Below are 25,146 nucleotides of genomic sequence, written 5' to 3' on the forward strand. Positions count from 1 at the left end.
ACATAGGATAAGAAAAGCTAGCCTATTCGTTAAGGGAAAAGCGAATGGGCTAGCTTTTCTAAATTAATTAGTTATTTGTTTCTTTATGACGCGTAATAATTTGTTGTTCTGGCATCTGAATGTCATGCTTATATAGATGTTGGGCAATAATAGTCCGGGCTTCACGTGATGCCGGAAAAAAGGTTAAATCTTGACATAAGCCGGTAATGATATAATTATAGCCATGATAATGATCATTAAGTGATCCCATGCCAATTAGTTTAAATGGCTCAATAGGGTCACCGGACAAATCTTTTTTAAGATATTCGCTAAGTCGTTGATTTAATTCTGCACAAGCATCTTCCAAGACACGCATCACTTTTGATGGATCCTCATAAAAGCTTGTTGTAATGGTTTCAATTAGTCGCATCTTCTCACGATTGAAATTTTCGATGGTTTGTACTTGTCCATTATTAACAGAAATAATGGTCCCAGACCAAGCTCGGATTTTTAAAACCCGAAAACCCACTTCCTCTACTAAACCTTCATATTGTTGATTTACAATGACCCAATCGCCCTTTTGGAGCTGTTTTTCATATACGATAAAGAGTCCTGCTAATAGATCTTGTACAAGACTTTGAGCACCAAAACCAATGACAATACCAAGTACACCTGCACCAGCAAGCATTCCACCTATGTCCAAGCCAAACACAGATAAGGCATAAAAGATAAAGCCAATTGAGCCAATATATTTAATAATAGAATGACTGAGCGATATAATCGTTGTTGACTCTTTGCCGTCAATAAGTGTTGTACGAGAGAGTATGGAACGGACAAGCCGTTGAAGTAGAGCAACCAAAATTAAAATGACTAAGCCACCAATTGCTATTTTTGTTAGATTATTTTCAAATATAAGCGTCATGATCTCTAAAAAACGCTGCCAAGAAAAATCCATTACTTTACCTCCAATAAAACGAACCTTCAATCCGTTGGCGTTTCCGTTTTCCCCAACTGATGGAACACAAGCTAACGTCTTCGCGTCGTGCGAAAACGCTTGTGTGACCAACATCCTGTTGGCCCGAGTGAATCCGAACATTAGCGTCCGTTAACGAACGCTTATCTGTGATAAAAGTTCGTTTACATTATAACATGTTTGTAATGTGATTGGACAGTCACGACTTTTTCACTTAATATAGAAAGGATTAATAAAACGAACCTTCAATCCGTTTGGGTTTTCGTTCTTTGCCCACGGATGGTTCGTTGGGTGAATCAGGCCAGATTATTAGTGCCTACCTATATCGATAGACCTTTGCTCTCTGTTTTGAGGCGGGCGGTTTACCGACGATTATCTGTGCTAAAAAAGGAGCTTCAATATGTGCCAAGATGTTAACATCGATCAATTGAAAAAACAATTACAATCTTTTCTCAATCAACTCGATAAATTGGAACCGAGTCAAGCGTCAGTAGAAGACGTTGATCGTTTAATCAAATTAATTGAGGAGATGGAACAAAAGTTAACATGATTTTTTCAATCAATCCTTTAAAAAGGGATTGATTTTTTTGTAATAATGCTTTACCATAGTAAAGCATTAAAGAAAAAGAGGGAGTCAACGTTATGGAATGGATTGTTATTATTTCAGTATTAAGTTTATTATTATTAAGTTTACTACGTGTACATGTATTAATTGCACTATTAATTTCAAGTGTAATTGCAGGATTACTGGCAAATTTGTCGATAGTTGAAGCGATACTTTTGGTCATTGATGGAATGGGAGAGCAATCAAGTACGGCCTTAAGTTATATCATTTTAGGAGGATTCGCGGTTGCTATCTCCTATACGGGTATTACGACTATTCTTGTTCGTTATTTAATTGATTTTATGTCTGGGAAACGCGTGATTATGGTGTTGTTTATTGCAGGGATTGCATCATTATCGCAAAATCTCGTTCCTGTTCATATTGCCTTTATTCCTTTATTAATTCCACCTTTACTTAAGTTATTTGATCAAATGAAACTCGATCGTCGGGCTGTAGCAACCGCATTAACTTTTGGATTGAAAGCACCTTATGTTACGATACCTGCCGGTTATGGTTTGCTTTTTCATCAAACGATTCAATCAGGAATGGCTACGAATGGCCTTGCCATCTCAATCGGCGATATAGCTAAATCATTAGCATTACCAGGATTGGGAATGGTTTTTGGTTTATTATTTGCTGTATTTATAAGCTATCGCAAGCCAATTGAAATCGAGGAAGAAGACAATGTTTCAGCGGATGATCAAAAACAAAGTAGTCCACGCTTTAATCGCAAGCATGCTCTAACACTAATCGCGATTTTAGCTGCACTTATTGTCCAGATATTAACGGAAACATTAGTTATTGGCGCATTAACCGGTTTGATTCTAATGTTTATTTTTCTTATTGTTCCATTTCGTGAAGGTGATCGTGTGATGACCGAAGGCATAAAGATGATGGGCACCATTGCGTTTGTTATGCTTGTTGCCGCTGGATTTGGTCATTTACTACAAGAAGTTGGCGCGATTACAGCATTTGTTGAAATGACAGAAACGATGTTAGGAACAAACCAGGCGTTAATTGCGATTGTGTTATTGTTGGTAGGCTTATTGATTACACTCGGCATGGGTTCTTCATTTGCGACTGTACCGATTTTAGCAGCCTTATATGTGCCAATTGGTCTTGCGGCTGGCTTCTCGTCGATTGCGATTGCTGCTTTGATTGGTACGTCTGCTGCATTAGGAGATGCAGGTTCACCGGCAAGTGATAGTACATTGGGTCCGACATCTGGTTTGAATGCAGATGGCAAACATGATCACATTTGGGGGACCTGTGTACCAACGTTTATCCATTTTAATATTCCACTTATTATTTTTGGTTGGTTAGCTGCATTAATTTTATAAAACCGTTGCATAATTGATTCGATCTTTCGGTAAGCTAAAGAAAAAAGCAGGTGAAAGATTTGAAGAAGTGGGTGCTTGTAACACTTATAATGACTGTCATTAACTTCATGTTGCCACAGTCAATCTATGCCTATGGTTGGGGATTTAAAAAAGGGCATGATCATCAACCGCCTGATGTTGGAACATATGGTGATTTGCTAAAACAATATGGTGGCTATTATATTGATGATTCTGAGGAAAAAAATATTTATTTAACATTTGATAATGGTTATGAAGCAGGTTATACAGCAGGTATTTTAGATGTGCTTCAAGAGGAACAAGTTCCTGCTACTTTCTTTGTCACTGGTCATTATGTTAGAAGTGAACCTGAACTGATTAAGCGGATGGTTGCAGAAGGTCATCTCCTTGGTAATCATTCTTATCATCATCCTGATTCCACCGGTTTGACTAAACCTGATTTTGAAAAAGAGTTGACCGATTTAGATCGTGCGGTAGAAAAAATAACGGGGATAGATAAGTTACAATACTTTAGACCACCAGGGGGTACATTTAATGAAGATACGATCAAATGGGCAAGTGAGCTTGGATACATTCATGTCTTCTGGTCGCTAGCATTTGTCGATTGGCATAGTGAACAAAAGAAAGGCTGGGAATCGGCCTATCAACAAGTGGAGAAACAACTTCATCCTGGGGCAATTATTTTGTTGCATACCGTCTCAGAGGATAATGCAAAAGCTTTGGTACACATGATTAAAACTTTCCGCGAACAAGGTTACACGTTTAAATCTTTAGATGATTTAGTTATTCAAGATTACCTGCCTGATCCATTAAACCATTAGCTCGCTTTCATTGCTAATAAGCGATCTATCATAGTCAAAAGAAATGACACCAAAAAATAAATACGAATTAAGCTAAAACCGAATGATAGGTAAAATAATCATTCGGTTTTAGCTTAGCTAGACCATATAAGAATGCGCAGCTGATTTTATCACAGATAACCGTCCACCTCAAACGAGAGAGTAGTGGTCAAACTGCTAAGGCGGCCGCTAATATCCGGATTTACTCAACGAACCTGCCATCAGTGGGCGGAGACAAATCCCCATGAATTGAAGTTTCATTTTATTCTTCATCATCCAATAGTCTATAGGCAAAATCAAATAATTTTAATTGACTGTTAAGTTTATTTGTTTGATCTGATGATGAAGGGGAGTGATAATAGCCGTTGGCATCTTGCTCTCTTGTGTTTGTATTATCACTTAAAAACAATTGTAAAGCCGTTTTTAACCGTTCATGATGGTTTTGATCAAGAACAGGAAAGAGGAGTTCAATCCGTTTGACCATATTCCTTGTCATCATGTCAGCAGAAGACAACAAATACCGTTCATTACCATTATTGTGAAAATAGTAGATGCGACTGTGCTCTAGAAAACGTCCAACAATACTACGGACACGGATATTCTCACTAACACCGGGAATACCTGGTTTCAAGCAACATATACCTCTAACGATTAAATCAATTTTAACGCCTGCTTGAGAAGCTTGATAAAATTTGATGATCAATGATTTGTCTGTTAATGCGTTCATTTTTGCAATAATTCTGCCATTACCAAATTGATGTTGGTACGCAATTTCATCATCAATATAATTTATAAAATCTTCACGAATCGAATAAGGAGACATTGATAAATAATGGAAATCAGGTTTATTTGTATATCCGCTTAAAAAGTTAAAGAAATTTGTTGCATCAATTGCGAATTGACGACGGGCGGTTAGGATTGATAAATCCGTGTACAATGAAGCGGTTTGATCATTATAATTTCCTGTTCCTAAATGAACAAAGCGTTCGATCCGCTGATCACCTCTACGAACAATCAAGGTAATTTTACTATGTGTTTTTAATCCATTAATCCCATAGATAACATGACAGCCAGCTTTTTCAAGCATTTTCGCCCATTGAACATTATTTGCCTCATCAAAACGAGCTTTTAATTCAACGAGTACGGTTACTTGTTTCCCATTTTCTGCCGCTTGCTTTAAACTTTCGAGGATAGGTGAATCACCACTTACACGGTATAAGGTTTGTTTTATGGCTAGTACTTTGGGATCGTGTGCTGCTGTTTCAATAAGATCGACAATGACTTCAAATGATTCATAAGGGTGATGTAACATGATGTCTTTAGCTTTCAATTGTTCAAAAATATCTTGAGCTGAATTGAATTCTCTAGCTGGTTGAGGGATCAGTGTTTGATATGTTAAGTCTTCGTAATCTGTTTTTAGATGCTGATAAAAGTCAAATAAAAAGCTAAGATCTAATGGCTCATTTTGAAAGTATAGATCAGGTTCATCGATGTCTAAAACGTGTTGTAAAAAGTTGATCAGTTGGCCATCGTGTTTCTCACCCATTATTTCAAGACGAACGGCAGCCCCCCAGCGTCTTTTTTTGAGTTCCTTTTCAATTTCTTTTAAAAGATCTCTGGCTCCTTCTTCATGAATGTTCATATCTGCATTTCGAGTGATTCTAAAAATGGTTGTTGATTTAACCTGAAATCCATTAAATAGCTTATTGAGAAAGTAGATAATTACATCTTCCAATAAAACATAAGTGTGTTTACCGATGACATGAATGAAGCGATCGAGTAAAGCTGGGACTTGAATAATTGCTGTGTTAACTTGATTATCATTTGTTTTATTTTTTAGGACAACGGCGATATTTAAAGATTTATTTGCTAACAAAGGAAATGGACGATAAGCATCAATAGCTAGCGGTGTTAAGACTGGAAAGACCATGTTATCGAAATATTTTGCTAACCACTTCTGTTGCTTCGTGGAGAGTTTTTCAATTTTACAAATGGTGATATCGTATTTAGCTAATTCCTGTTTAATTGAGTGATAGTACACTTGTTGTTGCTTGACAAGTGGATGTACTTCTTCGCTAATGGCAACTAACTGTTGTAAAGGGGTTAAGCCTGATTTATTGTCTTTACGATTAAATCCCGCTTGCACTTGGTCTTTTAAACCGGCTACCCTAACCATAAAAAACTCATCCAAATTTGATGAAAAAATGGCAAGAAAGCGTAAACGTTCAAGAAGTGGATTATTGCTATCGACTGCTTCTTCCAGAACCCGTTTATTAAATCGAAGCCAACTAATTTCACGATTATTAAATAATTTAGGATGGCTTAATGTGTTTAATGAATGATTTAGGAACTCCACCTGATTCTCTCCTTATATGAAGAATGGTTAAGTTTTAAAGTTAAGAACGATATCTTTTCCTAATACTTTCTCAATATGTTTCTTCTGTTTTTCACTTTTATAAATTTCCGCGCTCACATTGCTCTTACCATATAAGGTGAGCTTCATTTGTTTCCGTTTAATCTTCAAGTCAAAATCTTTGATAACCTGCCGTTTCGTAGCGTCTAAGGAATAGGTGAACTTTAATAATGCACCAAGCAATTGCAACTTTTTTTGCTCTTGTTTAGTTAACCAAGTTTTAAAAGGCTTGATAAATTGCTTGAAAACCATTTTATTTTTAAAAGATGCGACTAAGGCAATTTTCAACTTATCCTTGTGCATTAAACCGTCAATCGTTCGATTGGCAATTAAATAAAAAGTATGCTGTGCGTTTGATTCAGCATCAATATATTCGCCTAAATTAAACACATAAGTTGCATGCTTTAATAACAGCCAATCTTTTTTAGTTAGCATGTTTAAATGCTTTTCAACTAGCTTGTTGAACAATTTTCTTGTGAGGAATTGGACATGTAAAATTTGCTTCATATTCAAATCATAGTCGATGACTAACTCTTGTATGCTGTCTTCAAGCACATTGGGAAACAAATAATCTTTTTGGTCTGCTAATAATAATTGATAATTAATTCCTTCTCTTAATCCCTTTTGGCTTAAAATAAGACCATTAGCCTGAACAATCTGATAGAGTAGCAAAAATGTTTCAATTGCAGGGATAATAATATCTGCTCGGTCCTTTGACAGTCCCTCAACCTTTTGGCGTTGTTCAAGTGATAAGCTCTTCAAATGAGTCGCAATGCGGTCAAGGTCTTCACCATACATTTGATATTGATGCAAGCCTGCCATAGGATAGGCTTTATCATTTTGATCAATCTGGGCAATGTTACGTGCGCTACCCCCGATAGCAATAAGAGGAACATGTCGATCAGCTAACCAATCCAGACAGCTAAGTTGTTTCTTCACAAACCCTTTAACAATTTCAGCATTTTCTTCATCGGTTCGGTCGTCGTTATAGAGTGATCTTAACGTTAATGTTCCGAATGGAAAGCTATGTGCATGGATTAATTTTCGATCATTAAAATAAGTGATTTCCGTACTTCCTCCCCCCATGTCAACAGTGATTCCTTCTTTTAATGAGGTAGAATTAACAACTGCTAAGAAACCATAAAAAGCTTCTTCTTGATCAGTGAGAATACGCATATCCCAACCTAATTCGGCTTTCACCTGATTTATTAATGCTTTTTTATTATTTGCTTGCCGAATGGTTGCTGTAGCAACACAAGCAAAATGCTCTAACGGGTAAATACTTAATACCTCGCTAAAGTCTTTTAAGGTATTAATCAAGATCGTTGTCCCTTGTTCGGTTAAATTCAATTCCGTATCGAGATGATTGCGCAGCCGTGCCACAGCTTTAACGTTTTCAACTTTACGAAAACGCCCTGTTTCTTCTTGGAGATAGATAACCAGACGCATTGTGTTTGAACCAATATCGATAATCGCATTAAATCGTTTATTTGTTGCCGTCACATTAACACCTCAATTTTTTCTCATTTATCATAGATAACCGTCCGTAAAACTTCAGCCTCAAAATAGAAAGCACAGAGGATCTATTTAGGCGGGAACTAACGGCCGCTAATGTTCGTATTCACTCAACGAACCTGCAATCCGTCGGTGAAGAACGAAACCGTGGTTCGTTTTATTTTGATCGTTTTCGTTGAAGAATAATGATCGTAACAGGCGCTAGAAAAAACACGACTTGAAGGCCGATTCAGTCAATATGTGGAAGTCGTGAGATACGGTAAACGCACCTTGAATTCAAAATGGCTAGCTGGTGTATTTGTTTTGCTGAATAAATTGCTGTTGGTATGCTTCAGCTTCCTCAATCTGATCATTTTGCTTTAGTAGTGTGATCAACTTTTTTAATGTCAATTCATGATTAGGATTAATTTCGATTACCCATTTGTAGCAATTGATGGCATGGTCCAGATCGTTAAACATTTTATATAAGTCACCAAGCCGATCTTGTTGGTCAGGATTTTCTTCAAGTTGTTTAATCTGCTCTAATGCGGCTTGGAAGGAAAAAGTATGATTGAAATTCTTTAACCATTCGAGCACCTCATGAATTGAAGTATGCTTTAAAATGATTTCAACCACTGGACGAACCGCTTGTTCTTGCTTATTAATTGGAAAATCTTTAATCACTTCTTGTAATGGATATTTGTTATTAAATACCTCCATAATAAGTTCTTCTGAGGCGTTGCCCATATGTTTAATAAATAATGGTGGATAAAGGTCATGTGGATAGGGTGCCTTAAAAATAATTTTAAAGAATTGCTTCGTATTGGCATGGGTTAAAAGAATATCTGCAAATGATCTATACTTAATTAACGCCTGCTTCTGTTTAAATAATTGAAAAAGCGTGTTAGCTTGTACGTCTTTGGGGTAAGAAGATAAAAAATTATGAAAGACATTCCAATCCGTTAAGGAAAAACGGTTCAGTAATCGGTAGGTGACTAAAATAGATAAATCTACGGAACGTTCATGACGTGTAAAGATATCATACAAACGTTGGGGATCTATAGGTGTGTAATAAAAATACTCTTCATATGTTGACTGATAGCCCTGGAAGGTCATTGAAGCAAGCATTTCTTTAGCAAATTGATTTTTTCGATCATAGTGTTCTAATAGGGAAAGAACATTATAGGCTTTTTGTATATTCCCTTTGCGTCGATAGTCTCGAAAGCAATCAATAAAAGCATTAATCAGTTCATCTTTTGCTATAAATTGATCAAAATAGGTGAGAATAATTAATTGTTCAAGGTTGGGTTGACGTTGCTTAAGTTTATTAATGGTTTGTGTCATACGGGTACACATAAACACGTGCTCGTTAACTAATGTATAAACAGCTGGATGATCTCCTTTGATTACCAATCCATGATCAAAAGCTTTCTTAATAAAACTATCATCTTTTAAATGTTTGATTTTAGCCGTATTTATATATCGATCTTTGTGAAATACGAGGTAATAATCAGCTCCAGAGCGTCCCTTTGCATGGATGATTTTGCATCTTTGATATAGCGTTAGCTTTTTCACGGTTAATTTGGCTTGCTTCTTTTGGCTTTGAATCGTACATTTCATCTTCAACGCCTCCTTTTAGTTAGTTCTATCATAACACAGATTGCCATCAACGTGAGGCAATGATGAATGCTTTAAAAGATATTTATCACAGATAACCGTCCATAAACCGCCCCCTCGAAATATAAAGCAGAGGTCAATCGATTGAGGCAGGCGTTAACGGACGCTAATGCCCTGATTCACACCCTCTGATTGGAGTTTCGCTTTATGCAAAACACTTGAAAGTCAATAAAGGTCAGAGTATACTAAAGTCAAAGGTCAAAGATAGTCAAAATAAAGGAGGAGAGTAAAATGAATTGTCAAAAATGCCAAACACGTCCCGCTACTGTTAATGTAACACTTCGAATAAATCAACATACAGAACACTTACATGTGTGTGAAACATGCTTCACGGAATTAAGGCAACAATCGATGAACCCTTCAGGCTTTTTTGGCAGCCAAGGTGATGAGACAGGACATGACCCAAACTTTGCTGCCTTTCAAGGTCAGAATAATCAAACGGAAGCAAACAAAGGTAGAGGAGGTTTGCTCGATCAGCTAGGTCGGAACTTAACAGATGTAGCTAAAGCTGGCTTAATCGATCCGGTTATTGGTCGTGATCAAGAAGTTAAGCGTGTCATAGAAACACTTAACCGTCGCAATAAAAATAACCCTGTTCTTATAGGAGAACCAGGCGTTGGAAAAACCGCCATTGCAGAAGGTCTTGCTGTCAAAATCATTGAAGGAAACGTGCCAAATAAGTTAGCTAACAAAGAAGTATACATGCTTGATGTAGCTTCATTAGTAGCAAATACAGGCGTGCGAGGGCAATTCGAAGAACGAATGAAACAGCTTGTTAATGAGCTACAACAACGTAATAATGTGATATTGTTTGTTGATGAAATTCATTTGCTTGTAGGTGCAGGAACGGCGGAAAGTTCACAAATGGATGCTGGTAATATATTAAAACCTGCTCTTGCTCGTGGTGAGCTTCAATTAATTGGTGCCACAACGCTAAAAGAATATCGGCAAATTGAAAAAGATGCGGCTTTAGAACGTCGTTTTCAACCGATCATGGTAAATGAACCGAGTGTTGAAGAAGCGATTCAAATTTTACAAGGGATTAAAGATCGCTATCAGCAATATCACCATGTGCGTTATTCAGATGCTGTTATTGAACAAGCAGTCATATTATCAAAACGCTATATACAAGATCGTTTTTTACCAGATAAGGCGATTGATCTCATTGATGAAGCCGGTTCACGTCTTAACTTAGTCCATGCACAGTCTGATAAGTCAATGCTTGAAGAACGATTGGCTGACATTGCTAAAGAAAAAGAGGCAGCTGCTGAAAAAGAAGATTATGAAAAAGCTGCTCATTTACGGCATCAGGAATTAAAACTAGAGAAACAATTAGCACAAGCAGAGGATACACCATCTATCGACGTGGCTGTTGAAGATATTCAAACAATTATAGAAGAAAAAACAGGCGTACCCGTAAAAAAAATGCAAGCTGATGAGCAAACGAAAATGAAAAACCTTAAAAAACAGTTAGCCGCTAAAGTCATCGGTCAAGATCATGCTGTAGATAAAGTAGCTAAGGCGATCCGCCGTAGTCGAGCAGGTTTAAAATCAGCTCATCGTCCAATTGGTTCGTTCTTATTCGTTGGTCCGACGGGTGTAGGAAAAACGGAATTGACAAAAGTATTAGCAGAAGAGTTATTTGGAACGAAAGAAGCATTGATTCGATTGGATATGAGTGAATATATGGAAAAACATGCGGTTTCAAAAATTATTGGTTCGCCACCAGGTTATGTTGGTCATGAACAAGCTGGTCAGCTTACTGAAAAAGTGCGCCGTAAACCGTATAGTTTAATCTTGTTAGATGAGATTGAAAAGGCTCATCCTGATGTCCACCATATGTTCCTGCAAATTATGGAAGACGGTCATCTAACAGATAGTCATGGTCGTACAGTAAGTTTTAAAGATACTGTGATTATTATGACAAGTAATGCTGGCTCAACGATAAAAGAGAACCCAGTCGGTTTTACTAAAGATCATAATGAAGTGGTTTTAACGTTTGAGCATTTACGTGAGTTCTTTAAGCCAGAATTTTTAAATCGGTTTGATGCCATCATTACCTTTAATCAGTTGGCGTCAGATCATTTGCTTCGGATTGTAGATTTGATGTTAGAAGAGCTTACTAACCAGCTCAAAGCACAAGGTTATCAATTAAAGGTAACCACTCAAGCTAAACAATACCTTGCTGAACAGGGTTATGATCCACAATTTGGGGCGCGTCCATTACGCCGAGTAATTCAAGAAACAGTTGAAGATGGCATAACAGACCTCTTACTAGATGAGGCAGACATACAAAGCATATATGTTGATTTAAAAGATGATCAGATTTGTGTAACAAAAGAATAATTGGGCGTTTTCAAAAAAGTTAGTGTAAAAGCTAACTTTTTTGTTTTGTATGCAATCGATCGATTTTCTCACAGATAGCCGTCTGTAAAACGCCCACTGATTTTTCATAGAGTTGACGGCAAGCGTGTAAGGAAAGGTTAATTATTATTCTCTCATATAGCTGATGAATAGCTTTTTATACTCGTATGAATCTGGTCATTGTGGTAGAGAATCTATTCTCAAGTTAGAAAATTTTCAAAAAACAAAATTGAATATATATTCAATTAAATGTAAATAGAACCGTTTAAATCGTATAATACAGCTAATTATGTGAATAATCATGAGATATTCGTTTTTAGTCCTGTTTACCATCTGGTTTAAGTGGGGTGGATTTTGGAAAAACTCTGTTATACTGGATAAAAAGGTCAGAAGGGGAGAGCGCGATATGCTCGTTAAGCGAGAAATTACTTGTCACACAGAATATGCTCGATTAAAGCAAGTCATAGTAGCATCACCTCGTTATATGCGAATTGAAAAAGTAATTAATGAGACACAGAAACGTTATAAAGAGGAAAATATTAATATTGATTTAGCGTTGAAACAACACCACTATTTTGTTGAAGTTATGAAAAATCATGGGGTTAAAGTTATTGAAATAACACCCGATCCAGCTTTGAATGAGCAGGTATTTACTAGAGATATTGGCTTTGCAATTGGAGATCTTCTGTTTATAGCGAAAATGAACAGTCACATACGGATTGAAGAAACAGGTCATTTAAAGACCTTTTTAGAACAAGAAGACCTTCCTTATCATGAGGTATTAATTAACTCGATTGAAGGTGGCGATGTCTTAATTGATGATAAGAAAATCTGGATCGGCATTAGTGACCGAACAACTGAAGCGGCCATTCAAGTATTAAGTAATCAATTACCTCAGTATCAAATTGAATCCATTACGTTAAAGGAAAATATTTTACACTTAGACTGTACGTTTAATATTATCGCACCTAATCTCGCTTTAGTGTACAAAGATGGGATGGTTAAAGATGATTATTATAAACTTAAAGCAAATTACCAGTTGATCCATGTATCAGAAGAGGAACAATTTACATTAGGTACGAATGTCTTATCGATTGGCGATAAGAAAGTCATCAGTTTACCGGAGAACAAACAGGTTAACCAAGCATTAGTAGAGAGAGGCTATGAGGTGATCGAAGTTCCTTTCGATGAAATTATTAAATCGGGCGGTTCATATCGATGTTGTACACTGCCAATTGTTCGCTCTGATGATGCGCAATGATAGATTCAAGGAAACTTATTCGTGAAAAGAAAGTGGTAAGGTGTTGACCAGTAAACAAACGCATTCACTAAGCGTTAGCGAATGCGTTTGTTTATAGTTATTTAAATTAAGGTCGGTAAAGGCATCCGGAAATTAATGGGTGCTTTTTCTAAACGTTGCAAAAGAAAAAAGAAGCAACAAACCATTTAAAAGCACTAAAATAATCGCGGTTGCCCAAAGGTCCTGAGATAAGCTTCCTTCGTTAAGCATCTGTCCAATATGTGCGCTAAGGTTATTAGGAAACCAAAGGAGACGATGGAAAAGAATGCTATTGAAAAGTGACATAATTACTAACGTTCCCACTGTTTTTGCTGCCACGAGACCAGGTTTATTAGAAAAGGTATTATAAAAAATAGTAAGTGAGATGACAAAACCAATCCATAAACTATAAAATATCATCATATAAAACCAATCAGTAAAGGTTATCGTACCAAATAATAAGTTAATATAATACCAACTGAAAAGCATGGCGATGAAAAAAGCTGATAGAAAAAGGATTAATTTGGCTAACCATTTGGCTGTTATATAAAGAGAATGATTAACGGGTTTTACTAGTATTAACTCAGCGACACCACTTTTTCTTTCACCCGCGATCGTTCCCATCGTTAACAAAATGATAATCAGTACACCAAACATACTCATTTGTGATAGGCTCATCATCATTGCTTCTGCTGCTGTAACATCAGGCATTTCAAAAATCGTTCCTTCAGGTAGGCCGCCGACAGCGTCTAATAAAGTAGGCATATAATAAGTCGTTAATGGATCCATAATTGCTAGTAGGATAAAGACAATCGGTACCCAAAACCAACTGAATTGACGCCAAGATTCAAGGCACTCTTTTTTAAATATCGTAACAAATACACTCACTTATCAATCACCTCCATAAACATATCTTCTAACGTCATTTTCCCGATTGAAAAATGGCTTAAAGGCCAATGCTGTTCAATCGCTAATTCTAATATCGCTTGCCTAGCTATTTCAGTATCTTCAACAAGACAAGTTACACCTTCTTGATGGGGTGTTACTTCAAGAACGCTAGGTAATTTATCTAATTTTTGAATTTCTTCATGATCAAACGGTTTGAAATGAAGCTCTATTTTTCTTGTTTGGTATTTTTCGCGCAAGTGACATAAAAGCCCCTGTTCAATAATTTTCCCTTTATGCATTAGGATGATTTCATCACTAATTGCTTCAGCATCATTTAAAATATGGGTAGAAAAAAGAATCGTGATTTCATTTTTTAAATCGGCTAAAAGGCTTAATATTTCGCGTCTTCCAATCGGATCAAGCGAAGATACAGGTTCATCAAGCATAATAAGTTTTGGCTTGTGGATTAAAGCTTGAGCAATTCCGAGACGCTGTTTCATCCCACCTGAATACTTTCCAATCCGTTTATTTTTTTGCTCGGCAATTCCAACACGTTCTAATAACTGATCTGCTCGTTTTGTTGCTTGTTCTTTTGATAAATGACCAAGTTTCCCGACATAAATAAGAAATTCCCTTCCCGACATCCAGTTGTGAAAGACAGGATATTGTGGCAAATAACCAATAAACTCTCGTATATCTTTGCCTTGCGCGAGTTCATTGAATGAAATCGAGCCGGAGCTTGGTTTTAATAACCCTGACAACATACGTAAAGTTGTTGTTTTTCCAGCCCCATTAGCACCAAGCAGGGCAATACAATTTCCAGAGGTTAAGCTGAAACTGATCTGGTCAACAGCCTGGTGCTGGTCAAATATTTTCGTTAACTGTTTCACTTGTAATGGCATCTAGCGATCTCTCCTTCCGATAATAAAAAATAAGATAGGGCCAATTGTGTTAGCAAATAGAATAATTAATAACCAAACCCACTTTTCACCTTTCGTTTCTTCAGTTCGATACCAAGCAATTAATGCGGCAATCGTTAAAATGAATTGTAAAAGGATGAGTGGCCATAATAGTTTAATCAGCTCTAAAGCTTGCTCCATGTCCTCACCTCCTAAAGATTAGTGCTGACTTTTCTTGTGAATTATATAAGAATAAGCAATCGGTGTAATAAAAATGATGGCAAGCACAATCACAGACAGTGGTATAATGATTGACTCTTCAAGAAAAGGTATGATAATAAAAATAACACCAGCTATAATAAAAATTTTTGCTGTCAAACGATGTGTTTTGCGCCAAACTGTTTCATTATCTAAAGTCCATGGTGTCCGAATACCAAAAAACCAATTCGTCTTGAGCGTTTGCATATAGTTACCAAAAACGATAAAAAACAACCCAACTAAAATAGGGATTAATAAATGGATATTAAAGTCATAACCTGCTCCAGTTAATACAACGAAGACGTTGATTATGAAGAAAAGAACGACTATACTATACATTGTTACATAATAACCTTTCGAAAATTGTCGATAATTTTTCTTTTTAGGATCAATTTTTGGAATAAAGTACAAGATAAAATACATTAAGGCCATGTTGCCTATATTAAATAAAAAAGCAATTATTTTGGGTGCAGTCCAATTAACAGACCCATCTGCCCCCCATTGCATTGGCATATCTTCAGGCAACTGTTGATAAAATACAAGCCAAAAGAGAACAGCGAGCCCAATTAATAATAAAGGAAATCGATGTTTATTCATTTTCACTTTCTCCTTTCTTTATAAAATCCATAGCCCAACCTACTAATTCTTGAAACACCGTCGTATTTAAGGTGTAATATACAAACTGTCCTTTTTTGTTATCAAAAACGAGTTGGGCTTGTCGAAGAATCTTCAGATGCTGAGAAATACTTGGCTTCGACATATTAAAATGTTCTGAAATTTCACCAGCTGTAAGGTCGCGATCTTTTAATAAATCTAAGATTTGTCTTCGAGTAGGGTCTGATAAAGCCTTAAATGCTTCTTTCATAGCATTTCCCCCTTCATTAATTAAGTGTTTAAGTATTTACTTAAATAATAAAATAAAAATTTCATATTGTCAATTAAGTTTTTGAAAACTTGTTTTATCACAGATAACCGTTCGTAAAACGCCGCCTCAAACTAGAGATTAGAGCAAATTGATTGAGGCAGGGGCAAACGAACGATAATGTCTTGATTCACTCAACCACCAATCAGTGGGTGGGTAAGATCGTAGGCTACAACCGCCACATCTTTAAGAAGGATTACAGACTAAGGCCGTCATGTCCTTAAAAAGGATTACAGACTAAGACCGCCACGTCCTGTGGCAACGTCTGCATAACCTACATCCTGTAGCCATTCGCCGACTGATTGAAGGTTCGTTTTATGGGTAAGCACCATAAAGAACTTTTCTGTATGTAGATGCTAAAAAAAGAACTGATCAGGTATATTGGTGCGTACCTGATCAGCTGCTATTACTTGTTTAATCGCTGTTGTTTTTGTTTTAACAAAGCCTGAAATTCTTGTTCAAGCTCATCGCTCGGATTTAAACTGAGTTTACTCAATACTTCAGAAAGGCGGGTTTCTATTATCATTAAATCATTTGCTTGTTGATCATGCTGATGATCGTGTGCCTTAAATTGTCGATATGTCCCGGGAAATAATTTTAACGTTTGATTCTCGATCACGATTAATTTTGTTGCTAATCTTTCGATAAACCATTGATCGTGTGAGACGAACAGTAAAGTGCCAGGAAAATCTGCTAGTAGTGTTTCGAGTGCTTCGACCGTTTCTAAGTCTAAAAAGTTAGTTGGTTCATCTAAAATTAATGTGTTGATATCACTTACCATTAATTGCGCTAACACCACTTTTACACGTTCGCCCCCACTTAACACACTTACGGGCTTATTCACATCGTCTTCAAAAAAATGCAAACGGGCTAATAAAGTGCGAATTAACGTTTCTGATTGAATCGCTCCTTTACTAACATTCGTTAAAATAGATGCGTGCAGATCAAGTGTGTTTAATTTTTGATGAAAATAACCGATTTTTATTGCCGATGAGTTTTCTACACCATGAACTTGATTGATAATCATATGAATTAACGTGGTTTTTCCGGCGCCATTTGCGCCGATTATCGCCACATGATCGCCACCTTTAATTTGAAAACTGGCAGGTTGCCACAACATTTTATTTTCGATTTGACCCGCCAAATTGGTTACTCGAATGATCGGCCGTTGATGTATTCCTTTGGCATCAGGTAAATCCATTTTGATTGCTCGTGTTTGGTAAGGTTTATCGACTTTTTCGAGTTGGGACAGCCGTGTTTCTAATGCCTTCTTTGTTTGTTGTAATTTTTTTTGTTTTTTAGCAAAGTAGGGCTTGGCACCAGTTATTTTTGCTTCTGAATGGCTTAGTTGTTTCGGTTTTTTTGTTGCTCGTTCTGCTTTTTGTTGTTTTAGCATTTGTGCCCGCTCTAATTGTTTTTTCTTTTCTAAATACTGTTGGTAGGCAGCTTCTTGCTCTGCTACTTCTTGCTCTTTTCGTTTGCGATAATTGCTGTAATTACCGACGTAGACACTTAACTTTTGTTGATTAATTTCCCAAATTTCATCACATAGTGCATCTAATAAAGCGCGATCGTGAGCAACAAGAATAAGAGCTCCATGCCACCGCTTCAATTGTTTCATTAATTTTTCAATATGTTGATGATCGAGGTTCGTTGATGGTTCATCAGCTAATAAAACGTCTGTTTTTTGTGCTAGCGCATTGTCAATATAGCGCTGAGTCACTTCACCACCACTTTCTGTTGTCTCGGTTGTTTTTAGCTGTGGTAAAAGTTGAACAGAGCCAAATCGCTTAATTTCTCCGTGACCTAGCTCCATCTGTCCCGCGATTAACGCTAACAATGTGGATTTCCCAGAACCATTTCTGCCAACCAACCCGATCCGAGCATGTTTTTTAATTTGAAGATGGTCGATTTCGAACAAGGGTTTTCCATCCGTTTCTTGTTTAATATTTACTAATTCAATAACAGCCATGTTTATCACTCCGCTCCTGTTTGGAAGCATAAAAAAGCCTCCTATTTTGCAAAGAGAATAGGAGACATAGCTATACACGTATTGAGAGGTTAACGAACGCTCAATACTATTGTGTAAATGTTCTGCCGATATCATCCTATTCTCTAAATTTAAATTAAGCCACAAGAAAAAAGCTTACAAAGACGCTTCGTTTTCTTTTCTTAATTTAAAATCATATGAGTTGATAGGATTAGTACTTCATCGGCCTAACATTCACCTCTTCCGTTATATGTTAATTCAAGTTTAACGAAGCGATGGCATATTTGTCAATAAAATTAGTGATTTATAGTTGAGAAATAGAGGAGGTTTCGCTATAATAATTTAGGACATGTATTTCTGGGGCATTAGCTCAGCTGGGAGAGCGCTACACTGGCAGTGTAGAGGTCAGCGGTTCGAACCCGCTATGCTCCACTACAGCACCAAGGGTTTTACGCCTTTGGTGTTTTTTGCATATAAGAGATAAAATGGATATAATTATCTAAAGCAATTGAAATGCGGCTATGTCCTAGGCTAAAATAGCTCCGTTAATTTTGGGCTTGTAATTTATCCTCTATTAGTTGTCTCTTATTCTTATCCGTCGGTGCACCAGGCGTGCTTTTCCTCTGGCTCATTTCACCTAAACGGACATGCTTAATGATTCTAATATAAGATCTAAGTTTTTGTATTTGAATATCGTATTAAAAATAACTTGACATGTAAAAAATAAAATATTATATTATGATTATTCAATGTTGACTATTCGGAAAGAGGAGGGATGTGATGACGCGATTATTAGTGCTGGCCATGTTAGAATTGCAACCGATGTCTGGGTATGATATTAAACAAATGTTGAAGTTAAATGATGCAGAGCGGTGGGCAGGTGTACTAATCGGTTCAATTTATAATGCATTAAAAAAATTAGAAAAAGAAGACTATATTAAAGTCAAACAGATTGAACAAACGGGTCATAGGCAAAAAGCGATTTACCACATTACAGAAAAAGGAAGAGAACATAGTAAAGCATTAATTTATAAGGCTTTACAAGACTCATCTATGACTTACCCTACTACACTTTATGCAGGTCTTTCTTTTGCGCATAAGATTCAAGCAAAGGATGTAAAAACCGCTCTAATAGAACAAAAACAGGCACTGAAGTTTGAGTATGATTCATTGAAAGCTGGCTTAGAAACAAAAAAAGCCGCTATGCAAAATGCGATTCCTCCGATGACGCAACTCATTTTTGATCATATGTTCGCTGTTATCACCCTTCAGCAAGATTTTGTAGAAAAAGCATTGGCACTTATTGAAAAGGATCAGTGACATATCGTCTTTTAATTAAGACGATTTCATTTTCCTCTAATGTTCAACATTGAATATTCATTATTAAATAGGAGGTAGTAAAATGGATTTAATTAAAGCAACACAACTGACAAAAAGCTTTAAAGAACATCAAGTGATCAAATGTTTGAATGTGAAGATTGAAAAGGGTAAAACCATCGCTCTAATTGGTCCAAATGGTGCAGGTAAATCAACAACAATTGGATTGTTGCTCGGCCTTATTCCACCAACGAGTGGAACGATCAATCACTGGTGCGAACATTTCAAAGAAAAGGTCGGTGTTCAACTCCAAGCAACGCCTTTTTTTGAAGGCTTTACTGTTGAAGAAAATCTCCAACTATTTGCTAGCTTTTATCATATCAAATTAGACCAAGTGAAGTTAGAAGAGAAGTTAAAGGCATTTGATTTGTTAGCGATGCGGAAGAAAAACGCAACACATTTGTCAATTGGTCAACAAAAAAGGCTAGCCATTGCTGTAACAACATTACACAACCCGGAGCTTGTTATTTTAGATGAACCAACAGCTGGATTAGATCCACAAGCACAAAAAAAGATACGTGATATGCTACTAGAGCTTAAAGGTAAAGGGATGACGATTATGTTCTCTTCACATGATATGGCTGAAGTGACAAAGATTGCTGACGTTGTTATCTTTCTTAGCCAGGGGGAGATCATAGCTCAAGGTGCACCAGCAGACTTGTTACACGCTCATAACGTTGATCATCTTGAAGCCCTATTTTTTCAATTGATTTAAAAATAAGGAGAGATAATAGATGAAGAAAATTTTCACATTAACCTTAAAAACGACGATGAGAGATATGTATTTACTGTTTTGGTCAATTCTGTTACCTGTAATAGGTTTAGTCATCGTTCGGTACTTTTTTGATCATGTGAGTGAATCCCTTTATTTAATTGGTGGTATTGTTGGAGTCAGTGTTTTGATGTATGCTTTCATGACGACATCATTTCATATTTTGTCGCAACGAAAGAGGGGCGTGTTTCAACTTTTGCACATAACACCGATGCCGCTGTGGAAATATATTGTTAGTACGTCAATGGCTCGCGCGATCACAGCAATTTTGTCTGGTGTTTGTATTATCGTAATTGGTTTGCTCATGTTTCAAGATCGTATTTCATTTAAAACGTTTATGTTATTTATTCCGGTCTTTTTTTTGGCGGCAATTAGTTACGTCATCTTAAGCTTTTTTGTTTCTAGTTTAGCTAAAAGCGAGGGGCAAATGAGTTTAGTGGCTAATATCATCACTATGCCAATGATTTTCTTGAGCAATGCTTTTTATTCACTTGAATCTGCTCCAAAAATGATTCAAACGCTTCAAGTTGTTAATCCATACCAATGGTTTATCAATGGTTTACATGCAGCTATTAATATTGATTTATCAAGCTATTTTATAAGTATGGCACTGTTAATTGGTTTTGCGCTTTTATCTAGTTTATTAGCCTTAGGGACATTTAAATATGAGTAAACCGCTAGCTTCTATAAGTTAAATACATGGGAGCTAGTAACGTAGTTATATCATTGTCATTGTTAAGTGGTCATGTTTTAGGATCTTGTATTCAAAAGTCATTTAGTATAAGAAAATAGAGTGTACTTAAATAAAATCTCTCTCAATTATGGTGTGCCCCAAAAAGTTAGAGTTTTTATATTAAGCAGCTAATTGGTTGGTGTGAAAGCGGTATTGAACCGGGCTCATGACTGCCAATTTTTTCTTTATACGGTTGTTATTATAATAAGCAATATATTCTTCAATTTTTCTTCTTGATTTCTCGAACATACAGCGTGTTTCTCCATAATACATCTCTTGTTTTAATAAGCCAAAAAATTCTCCATTGGTGAATTATCGATACAGTTTTCCTTTTCGTGACATACTTTGGAATACCTTATGATCCTTGAGGGTTTTCACCCCATTTCCTATGTTGGTAATGCTAGCCTTGATCAGAATGAACAGTTGCCCTGTATTTTGAGTCTTTTACAATCTTAAGAGCTTCAGCGAGAGGTTTAAGCAGTTTTGTTAGCTTTCCAGTGCGCTATATTCCAATCTTATTTTTGTAACTACATATTACCTATTTAGGATAGTAATTGTCGTTATAATAATATCTAATTTTTAAGCTAGCCTTAATATGTGTAAAACATAAAGGCTTGTTAAGTAATTATATAAGCCGTCTCTCCCTAAATTAATTGAGAATAGATTAAGATATAAGGAGGTGATAAAGTGAGAAAAGAAAAAGGCAGAAAAAAAAGTTCATGTTGTTATAAAGAAGTTATCTGCTGCCCAACTGGAAGAAAACTTTGTCCACCTCAAAAGAGGCCGGAACCTAAGCCAGCTAGAATAATCAGAACAATACCAGGCCCAACAGGTCCAACGGGCCCCACAGGCCCAGCAGGAACCACAGGAGCTACAGGCCCAATAGGTCCAACAGGCCCAGCAGGAGCAACAGGAGCCACAGGCCCAGCAGGAGCAACAGGAGCCACAGGCCCAGCAGGAGCAACAGGAGCCACAGGCCCAGCAGGAACCACAGGAGCTACAGGCCCAATAGGTCCAGCAGGAGCCACAGGCCCAGCAGGAGCAACAGGAGCCACAGGCCCAGCAGGAGCAACAGGAGCAACAGGAGCCACAGGCCCAGCAGGAACCACAGGAGCCACAGGCCCAATAGGTCCAACAGGAGCTACCGGAGCCACAGGCGCGACAGGTCCGACTGGAGTCATTGAGTTCGCAGATTTCTTTGCTTTGATGCCACCTGATAACACAGCTACAGTTGCACCTGGTACTGATGTCGATTTTCCGCAGGATGGACCAACAAGTGGTACGTCAATAGTCCGTGTTGACGATAGTAGCTTTAATCTAGCAGAAATCGGTTTTTATCAGGTGCTATTTCAAGTTAGCGTCACTGAAGCTGGACAGCTGATTTTGACTCTTGATGGCGCGGATTTAGACTATACCGTAGTTGGACGTGCAACCGGTACTTCTCAAATAGTAGGATTAGCGATTGTAGAAACAACAGCAATCAACTCTGTGCTCACTGTTCGTAACCCAGCTGGTAACGCAGCTGCATTAACTATTACCCCTGTTGCTGGAGGAACAAGACCCGTTTCTGCACACCTTGTTATTACAAGGTTACTGTAAGTGAAATCTTGCCATGCATCTCTTTCTAAATAGTGCATCCATTTAGAATCTTAATTAACGGGCAGCTACATCTCCACTGAATAAGATTGATTTTTTATGTCTAGCCTTTTTGTTAATTCAAGTATTTTTATGATTATATTAAAGCTAGATTTATATAATTTAAGCGTAAAGTCACAGATTACAGGCTTTACGCTTTTTAGAATTTACCCGCAATTAATGGCCCGATGAAGTCCTCAGCTCAAAGCTTCACTTTGTATTTAAAGAGATACTAAAGTATCAGGGTCTATTTGACTTAGTAAATGGGTAATGTTGAGACCGTAAGCGATCTGTGAGATTTTAGATTCAATTTGATATCCGCCTTGCGGTTGGAGATCACCATATTGTTCGATAAGTTTATTGAGGGCAACTGGTACTTAAATAAAATCTCCCCCAATTATTATTTTATAATTGGGGGAGATTTGATAACTGTTTTTTCTAATGCGCACGGGAAGTATAGACATTCCTTGAATCATTTATGGTCTATAGTATTCTGCTGTTCCTTCTTCGATAAGGCCAACCGATTCTAATTCTAAGATCCACTCATAAAATTCTTGTTCACTCATCCAAAAGTCTTCATGTGATGCTTCACGATCTTCAATCATTTCAAATAACATTAATTCTTCTTCGGTAAAAGCTGTTTCATAATAGTCTTCCATTGCTTCTTCATAATAAGCATCTGCACTAGACGTCAGAAAATCGTCAATAACATATTCAATATCACTCATTAAATACTCAATGTCTGATTCGGTGAACGGTTCTCGATCTTCCCCATAAAATACATAATCAAGCGCTTGATCATATAAATAAGTCGTATGGGCAGTTACCTCAACTTCAAATAATTCTAAACCATCGTCTTCACTCATCGTAAAAGTCAAGTCTGTTGCAATAATCAATTCTTGTTCAATTTCAAAAGCTACTTCTAATTCAAAATCTATTTCTTCGAAAGCTACCTTTAACTCATCAATTGAGTCGATTACCTCATTAATATCTCCATAAGCCTCTTCATAGCGAGTTAACAATTGATCGTGATCAGCCAATTCGTTAATTGCATGTTCATATGCTTGAAGAAATAGATGTTGGTTTACAGTTAAAGTAATCTGATCATCTGATTCCGTAATCACTTCCTCTTTAGCAAAGAATTTAAGCATTTGTTCAAAGAAAAACTGATCAACTTCTTCATCATAGCCATAATCATAATTTTCATCATTCAATGTATCTGTGTATTTTTTCCCGCCAATGGCCTCTTCTACAGTTGCGATGACGAGATTTATTAATTCATCATACATTTCTTGTTCTTCAGTCATAATATAAGCATCAGTAACGTTCTCATCGCCTTCTACAAGATTAATCAAATCTTTTAAAAGCGTTGCATATGGATCTAAATCCATCGCCACCTCATCGTTGGATTGATCAATGTAAATGTTTAAAGGAATGGACAAGTTGAACGTTGGTCCGTCTATTGAAGTTGCAATTTCAGTATTAGTAGACAATTCAATAATATCATTTTCATTGTCAACCAGAACGGTGCTTGTTCCGGTTAACTCGTTGAAACTTTCAACTGCGGATTCCATGTCAAAATCAAGAAAGCCACCATTATAAAGGCTATCATTGCTTTCTCTACTTTCAAAATTTAATGTCATGTCAAAAGTACTCTCAGCCGTTACGGTTGAGGCATTAATAGATTTACCTAAAGCTTGAGCTAGCTTAACTTCAGGTGAAGACGAAAGCGTGTAAAATAATATGCCTGCTACGGCTAATAATGCTAAACTACTAAAAATTAAACCTACTTTTACCTTTTTCTTTTCCATAGTTATTATCCATCCTTATCTGTAAAAATATTGTATAAATTCCTTTCATATTATCTCATAATTTCGTTAGTCATCTTGACGCATTTATTTCTAGATATTTCGCCTTAAAAAAGATGATAATAATTGTGGTTATTTGTCAAAAGAAGTTGATATAAAGAGATTGATCAACCATCTAATTCGTTTGTTTGATAGCGTATTTTAAAAGTACTCGCTCCTATTTTATAGTCTTTTTATCCTAGTTAATCATTGGTGAAAGTGAGATTTGATTGTTTTTACAAAGGAAAAAGGAAAATCAACTTAGTATTATTGGAACTATATTGAAAAAAAGAACGATATATAGACTAGTGACAGCTTTCGATAACCGTCCGTAATATCCTCCTCAAAATAAAGGGTAAAGCAAATCGATTGAGGTGGATGATAACGGACGCTAACGGCCTGATACCCATCAGTGGGTGGGTAAGCTCGTAGACTAAAACCGCCAAAGGATGACAGACTAAGACCGCCACGTCCTTAAGAAGGATTACAGACTAAGGTCGCCACGTCCTGTGGCAACGTCTGCATGACCTACATCCTGTAGCCCTCCGTCCGCGGATTGCAGGTTCGTTTTATAGATACTCATTTCAACATTAAGGTGGTTTTAGCTAAAAAGATAATTGACTATATATGAAAGTTAAGCTATTTTCTTGTGAAAATTCAACTTCATAGGTATAATGAAGTTTAAATTTTTTGAGTCTTCTCTGTACCACAGGTAACCGCCCGCTTCAAAATAGAGAGCAGAGGTTAATCTATAAAGGTGGGCGCAACGGACGCTAATGTCCTGATTCGCTCAACTAACAATCAGTGGGCAAAAAACGAAACCGTCCACTAATTGAAGTTTCGTT

General features: G+C 36.8%; 20 protein-coding genes, 1 tRNA gene and 1 pseudogene. 10 read left to right on the plus strand and 12 right to left on the minus strand.

Going from position 1 to position 25,146, the window contains the following annotated elements; genetic code table 11:
- Positions 1–67: 67 nt before the first annotated feature.
- A complete protein-coding gene (locus JOE23_RS11745) occupies positions 68–934 on the minus strand; it encodes a mechanosensitive ion channel family protein (RefSeq protein ID WP_204438623.1) in 867 nt (288 codons plus the stop codon).
- A 418-nt stretch (positions 935–1,352) separates the two neighbouring features.
- Between JOE23_RS11745 and JOE23_RS11750 the strand changes: the two genes are divergently transcribed.
- From JOE23_RS11750 to pdaA, 3 genes are all read left to right on the plus strand, one after another.
- The gene (locus JOE23_RS11750) at positions 1,353–1,502 is read left to right on the plus strand and encodes an SE1561 family protein (RefSeq protein ID WP_204438625.1); all 150 of its coding nucleotides are present in this window, start codon (positions 1,353–1,355) and stop codon (positions 1,500–1,502) included.
- Between the two features lie 92 nt (positions 1,503–1,594).
- Positions 1,595–2,896, plus strand: a complete 1,302-nt coding sequence (locus tag JOE23_RS11755; protein WP_204438626.1) for a Na+/H+ antiporter NhaC family protein — start codon at positions 1,595–1,597, stop codon at positions 2,894–2,896.
- A 59-nt stretch (positions 2,897–2,955) separates the two neighbouring features.
- The gene (pdaA, locus tag JOE23_RS11760) at positions 2,956–3,735 is read left to right on the plus strand and encodes a delta-lactam-biosynthetic de-N-acetylase (protein ID WP_204438627.1); all 780 of its coding nucleotides are present in this window, start codon (positions 2,956–2,958) and stop codon (positions 3,733–3,735) included.
- A gap of 280 nt (positions 3,736–4,015) precedes the next feature.
- Here pdaA and JOE23_RS11765 read toward each other — a convergent pair whose 3' ends face one another.
- The 3 genes from JOE23_RS11765 to JOE23_RS11775 all read right to left on the minus strand — a co-directional run bounded on the left by JOE23_RS11765 (position 4,016) and on the right by JOE23_RS11775 (position 9,280).
- Entirely contained in the window at positions 4,016–6,109 is a 2,094-nt protein-coding gene (locus tag JOE23_RS11765) for an RNA degradosome polyphosphate kinase (protein ID WP_204438628.1), read from the minus strand.
- Positions 6,110–6,136: 27 nt separating this feature from the next.
- Complete coding sequence (locus tag JOE23_RS11770) at positions 6,137–7,669, minus strand: Ppx/GppA phosphatase family protein (protein WP_204438629.1); 1,533 nt, start codon at positions 7,667–7,669, stop codon at positions 6,137–6,139.
- 297 nt (positions 7,670–7,966) lie between these two features.
- Entirely contained in the window at positions 7,967–9,280 is a 1,314-nt protein-coding gene (locus tag JOE23_RS11775) for a tetratricopeptide repeat protein (protein ID WP_204438631.1), read from the minus strand.
- A 288-nt stretch (positions 9,281–9,568) separates the two neighbouring features.
- On the opposite strand from JOE23_RS11775, the gene JOE23_RS11780 reads away from it, so the two are divergent.
- On the plus strand, positions 9,569–11,683 hold the full coding sequence (locus tag JOE23_RS11780; RefSeq protein WP_204438633.1) for an ATP-dependent Clp protease ATP-binding subunit: 2,115 nt from the start codon (positions 9,569–9,571) through the stop codon (positions 11,681–11,683).
- Positions 11,684–12,107: 424 nt separating this feature from the next.
- Positions 12,108–12,962 (plus strand): dimethylarginine dimethylaminohydrolase family protein, encoded by an 855-nt coding sequence (locus tag JOE23_RS11785; protein WP_204438635.1) that lies wholly within the window; start codon positions 12,108–12,110, stop codon positions 12,960–12,962.
- Between the two features lie 132 nt (positions 12,963–13,094).
- Here the strand turns inward: JOE23_RS11785 and JOE23_RS11790 are convergent, their stop codons facing one another.
- From JOE23_RS11790 to abc-f, 6 genes are all read right to left on the minus strand, one after another.
- A complete protein-coding gene (locus JOE23_RS11790) occupies positions 13,095–13,868 on the minus strand; it encodes an ABC transporter permease subunit (protein WP_204438637.1) in 774 nt (257 codons plus the stop codon).
- The gene (locus JOE23_RS11795) at positions 13,865–14,770 is read right to left on the minus strand and encodes an ABC transporter ATP-binding protein (protein ID WP_204438639.1); all 906 of its coding nucleotides are present in this window, start codon (positions 14,768–14,770) and stop codon (positions 13,865–13,867) included. The genes JOE23_RS11790 and JOE23_RS11795 overlap by 4 nt, the downstream gene beginning before the upstream one ends.
- Positions 14,771–14,968 (minus strand): PLD nuclease N-terminal domain-containing protein, encoded by a 198-nt coding sequence (locus tag JOE23_RS11800; protein WP_204438640.1) that lies wholly within the window; start codon positions 14,966–14,968, stop codon positions 14,771–14,773. It lies immediately after the preceding gene.
- Between the two features lie 18 nt (positions 14,969–14,986).
- Complete coding sequence (locus tag JOE23_RS11805) at positions 14,987–15,622, minus strand: SdpI family protein (RefSeq protein ID WP_204438641.1); 636 nt, start codon at positions 15,620–15,622, stop codon at positions 14,987–14,989.
- Positions 15,615–15,890: an autorepressor SdpR family transcription factor gene (locus JOE23_RS11810; protein WP_017473733.1), complete on the minus strand. Its 276-nt coding sequence runs from the start codon at positions 15,888–15,890 to the stop codon at positions 15,615–15,617. The genes JOE23_RS11805 and JOE23_RS11810 overlap by 8 nt, the downstream gene beginning before the upstream one ends.
- A gap of 463 nt (positions 15,891–16,353) precedes the next feature.
- A complete protein-coding gene (abc-f, locus tag JOE23_RS11815) occupies positions 16,354–17,919 on the minus strand; it encodes a ribosomal protection-like ABC-F family protein (RefSeq protein ID WP_204438686.1) in 1,566 nt (521 codons plus the stop codon).
- 377 nt (positions 17,920–18,296) lie between these two features.
- Between abc-f and JOE23_RS11820 the strand changes: the two genes are divergently transcribed.
- The 4 genes from JOE23_RS11820 to JOE23_RS11835 all read left to right on the plus strand — a co-directional run bounded on the left by JOE23_RS11820 (position 18,297) and on the right by JOE23_RS11835 (position 20,759).
- Positions 18,297–18,369, plus strand: a tRNA-Ala gene (locus JOE23_RS11820).
- A gap of 348 nt (positions 18,370–18,717) precedes the next feature.
- Positions 18,718–19,257, plus strand: a complete 540-nt coding sequence (locus JOE23_RS11825; protein ID WP_204438642.1) for a PadR family transcriptional regulator — start codon at positions 18,718–18,720, stop codon at positions 19,255–19,257.
- Between the two features lie 82 nt (positions 19,258–19,339).
- The gene (locus tag JOE23_RS11830) at positions 19,340–20,029 is read left to right on the plus strand and encodes an ABC transporter ATP-binding protein (protein WP_204438644.1); all 690 of its coding nucleotides are present in this window, start codon (positions 19,340–19,342) and stop codon (positions 20,027–20,029) included.
- A 19-nt stretch (positions 20,030–20,048) separates the two neighbouring features.
- Positions 20,049–20,759 carry an ABC transporter permease gene (locus JOE23_RS11835; protein WP_204438645.1) on the plus strand — a complete coding sequence of 237 codons (711 nt, stop codon included), beginning with the start codon at positions 20,049–20,051 and terminating at the stop codon, positions 20,757–20,759.
- Positions 20,760–20,939: 180 nt separating this feature from the next.
- Here JOE23_RS11835 and JOE23_RS11840 read toward each other — a convergent pair.
- Positions 20,940–21,104, minus strand: a pseudogene (locus JOE23_RS11840) (IS3 family transposase); the annotation flags it as partial.
- A 402-nt stretch (positions 21,105–21,506) separates the two neighbouring features.
- On the opposite strand from JOE23_RS11840, the gene JOE23_RS17935 reads away from it, so the two are divergent.
- Positions 21,507–22,418 (plus strand): collagen-like triple helix repeat-containing protein, encoded by a 912-nt coding sequence (locus JOE23_RS17935; RefSeq protein ID WP_239585395.1) that lies wholly within the window; start codon positions 21,507–21,509, stop codon positions 22,416–22,418.
- 512 nt (positions 22,419–22,930) lie between these two features.
- Here JOE23_RS17935 and JOE23_RS11850 read toward each other — a convergent pair.
- A complete protein-coding gene (locus JOE23_RS11850; protein WP_204438647.1) occupies positions 22,931–24,265 on the minus strand; it encodes a hypothetical protein in 1,335 nt (444 codons plus the stop codon).
- Positions 24,266–25,146 lie beyond the last annotated feature (881 nt).

This window comes from Amphibacillus cookii (assembly GCF_016908375.1).
GTDB classification, from domain to species: domain Bacteria; phylum Bacillota; class Bacilli; order Bacillales; family Amphibacillaceae; genus Amphibacillus_C; species Amphibacillus_C cookii.

What these genes read in the sequence shown, in the direction of transcription:
- JOE23_RS11795 (WP_204438639.1), bottom strand. Translation starts at nt 14,770, where the DNA reads ATGCCATTACAAGTGAAACAGTTAACGAAAATATTTGACCAGCACCAG.
- JOE23_RS11745 (WP_204438623.1), bottom strand. Translation starts at nt 934, where the DNA reads ATGGATTTTTCTTGGCAGCGTTTTTTAGAGATCATGACGCTTATATTT.
- JOE23_RS11785 (WP_204438635.1), top strand. Translation starts at nt 12,108, where the DNA reads ATGCTCGTTAAGCGAGAAATTACTTGTCACACAGAATATGCTCGATTA.
- JOE23_RS11825 (WP_204438642.1), top strand. Translation starts at nt 18,718, where the DNA reads ATGACGCGATTATTAGTGCTGGCCATGTTAGAATTGCAACCGATGTCT.
- JOE23_RS11755 (WP_204438626.1), top strand. Translation starts at nt 1,595, where the DNA reads ATGGAATGGATTGTTATTATTTCAGTATTAAGTTTATTATTATTAAGT.
- JOE23_RS11800 (WP_204438640.1), bottom strand. Translation starts at nt 14,968, where the DNA reads ATGGAGCAAGCTTTAGAGCTGATTAAACTATTATGGCCACTCATCCTT.
- JOE23_RS11780 (WP_204438633.1), top strand. Translation starts at nt 9,569, where the DNA reads ATGAATTGTCAAAAATGCCAAACACGTCCCGCTACTGTTAATGTAACA.
- JOE23_RS11810 (WP_017473733.1), bottom strand. Translation starts at nt 15,890, where the DNA reads ATGAAAGAAGCATTTAAGGCTTTATCAGACCCTACTCGAAGACAAATC.
- JOE23_RS11835 (WP_204438645.1), top strand. Translation starts at nt 20,049, where the DNA reads ATGAAGAAAATTTTCACATTAACCTTAAAAACGACGATGAGAGATATG.
- JOE23_RS11775 (WP_204438631.1), bottom strand. Translation starts at nt 9,280, where the DNA reads ATGAAATGTACGATTCAAAGCCAAAAGAAGCAAGCCAAATTAACCGTG.
- JOE23_RS11830 (WP_204438644.1), top strand. Translation starts at nt 19,340, where the DNA reads ATGGATTTAATTAAAGCAACACAACTGACAAAAAGCTTTAAAGAACAT.
- JOE23_RS11750 (WP_204438625.1), top strand. Translation starts at nt 1,353, where the DNA reads ATGTGCCAAGATGTTAACATCGATCAATTGAAAAAACAATTACAATCT.
- JOE23_RS11850 (WP_204438647.1), bottom strand. Translation starts at nt 24,265, where the DNA reads ATGGAAAAGAAAAAGGTAAAAGTAGGTTTAATTTTTAGTAGTTTAGCA.
- abc-f (WP_204438686.1), bottom strand. Translation starts at nt 17,919, where the DNA reads ATGGCTGTTATTGAATTAGTAAATATTAAACAAGAAACGGATGGAAAA.
- JOE23_RS11805 (WP_204438641.1), bottom strand. Translation starts at nt 15,622, where the DNA reads ATGAATAAACATCGATTTCCTTTATTATTAATTGGGCTCGCTGTTCTC.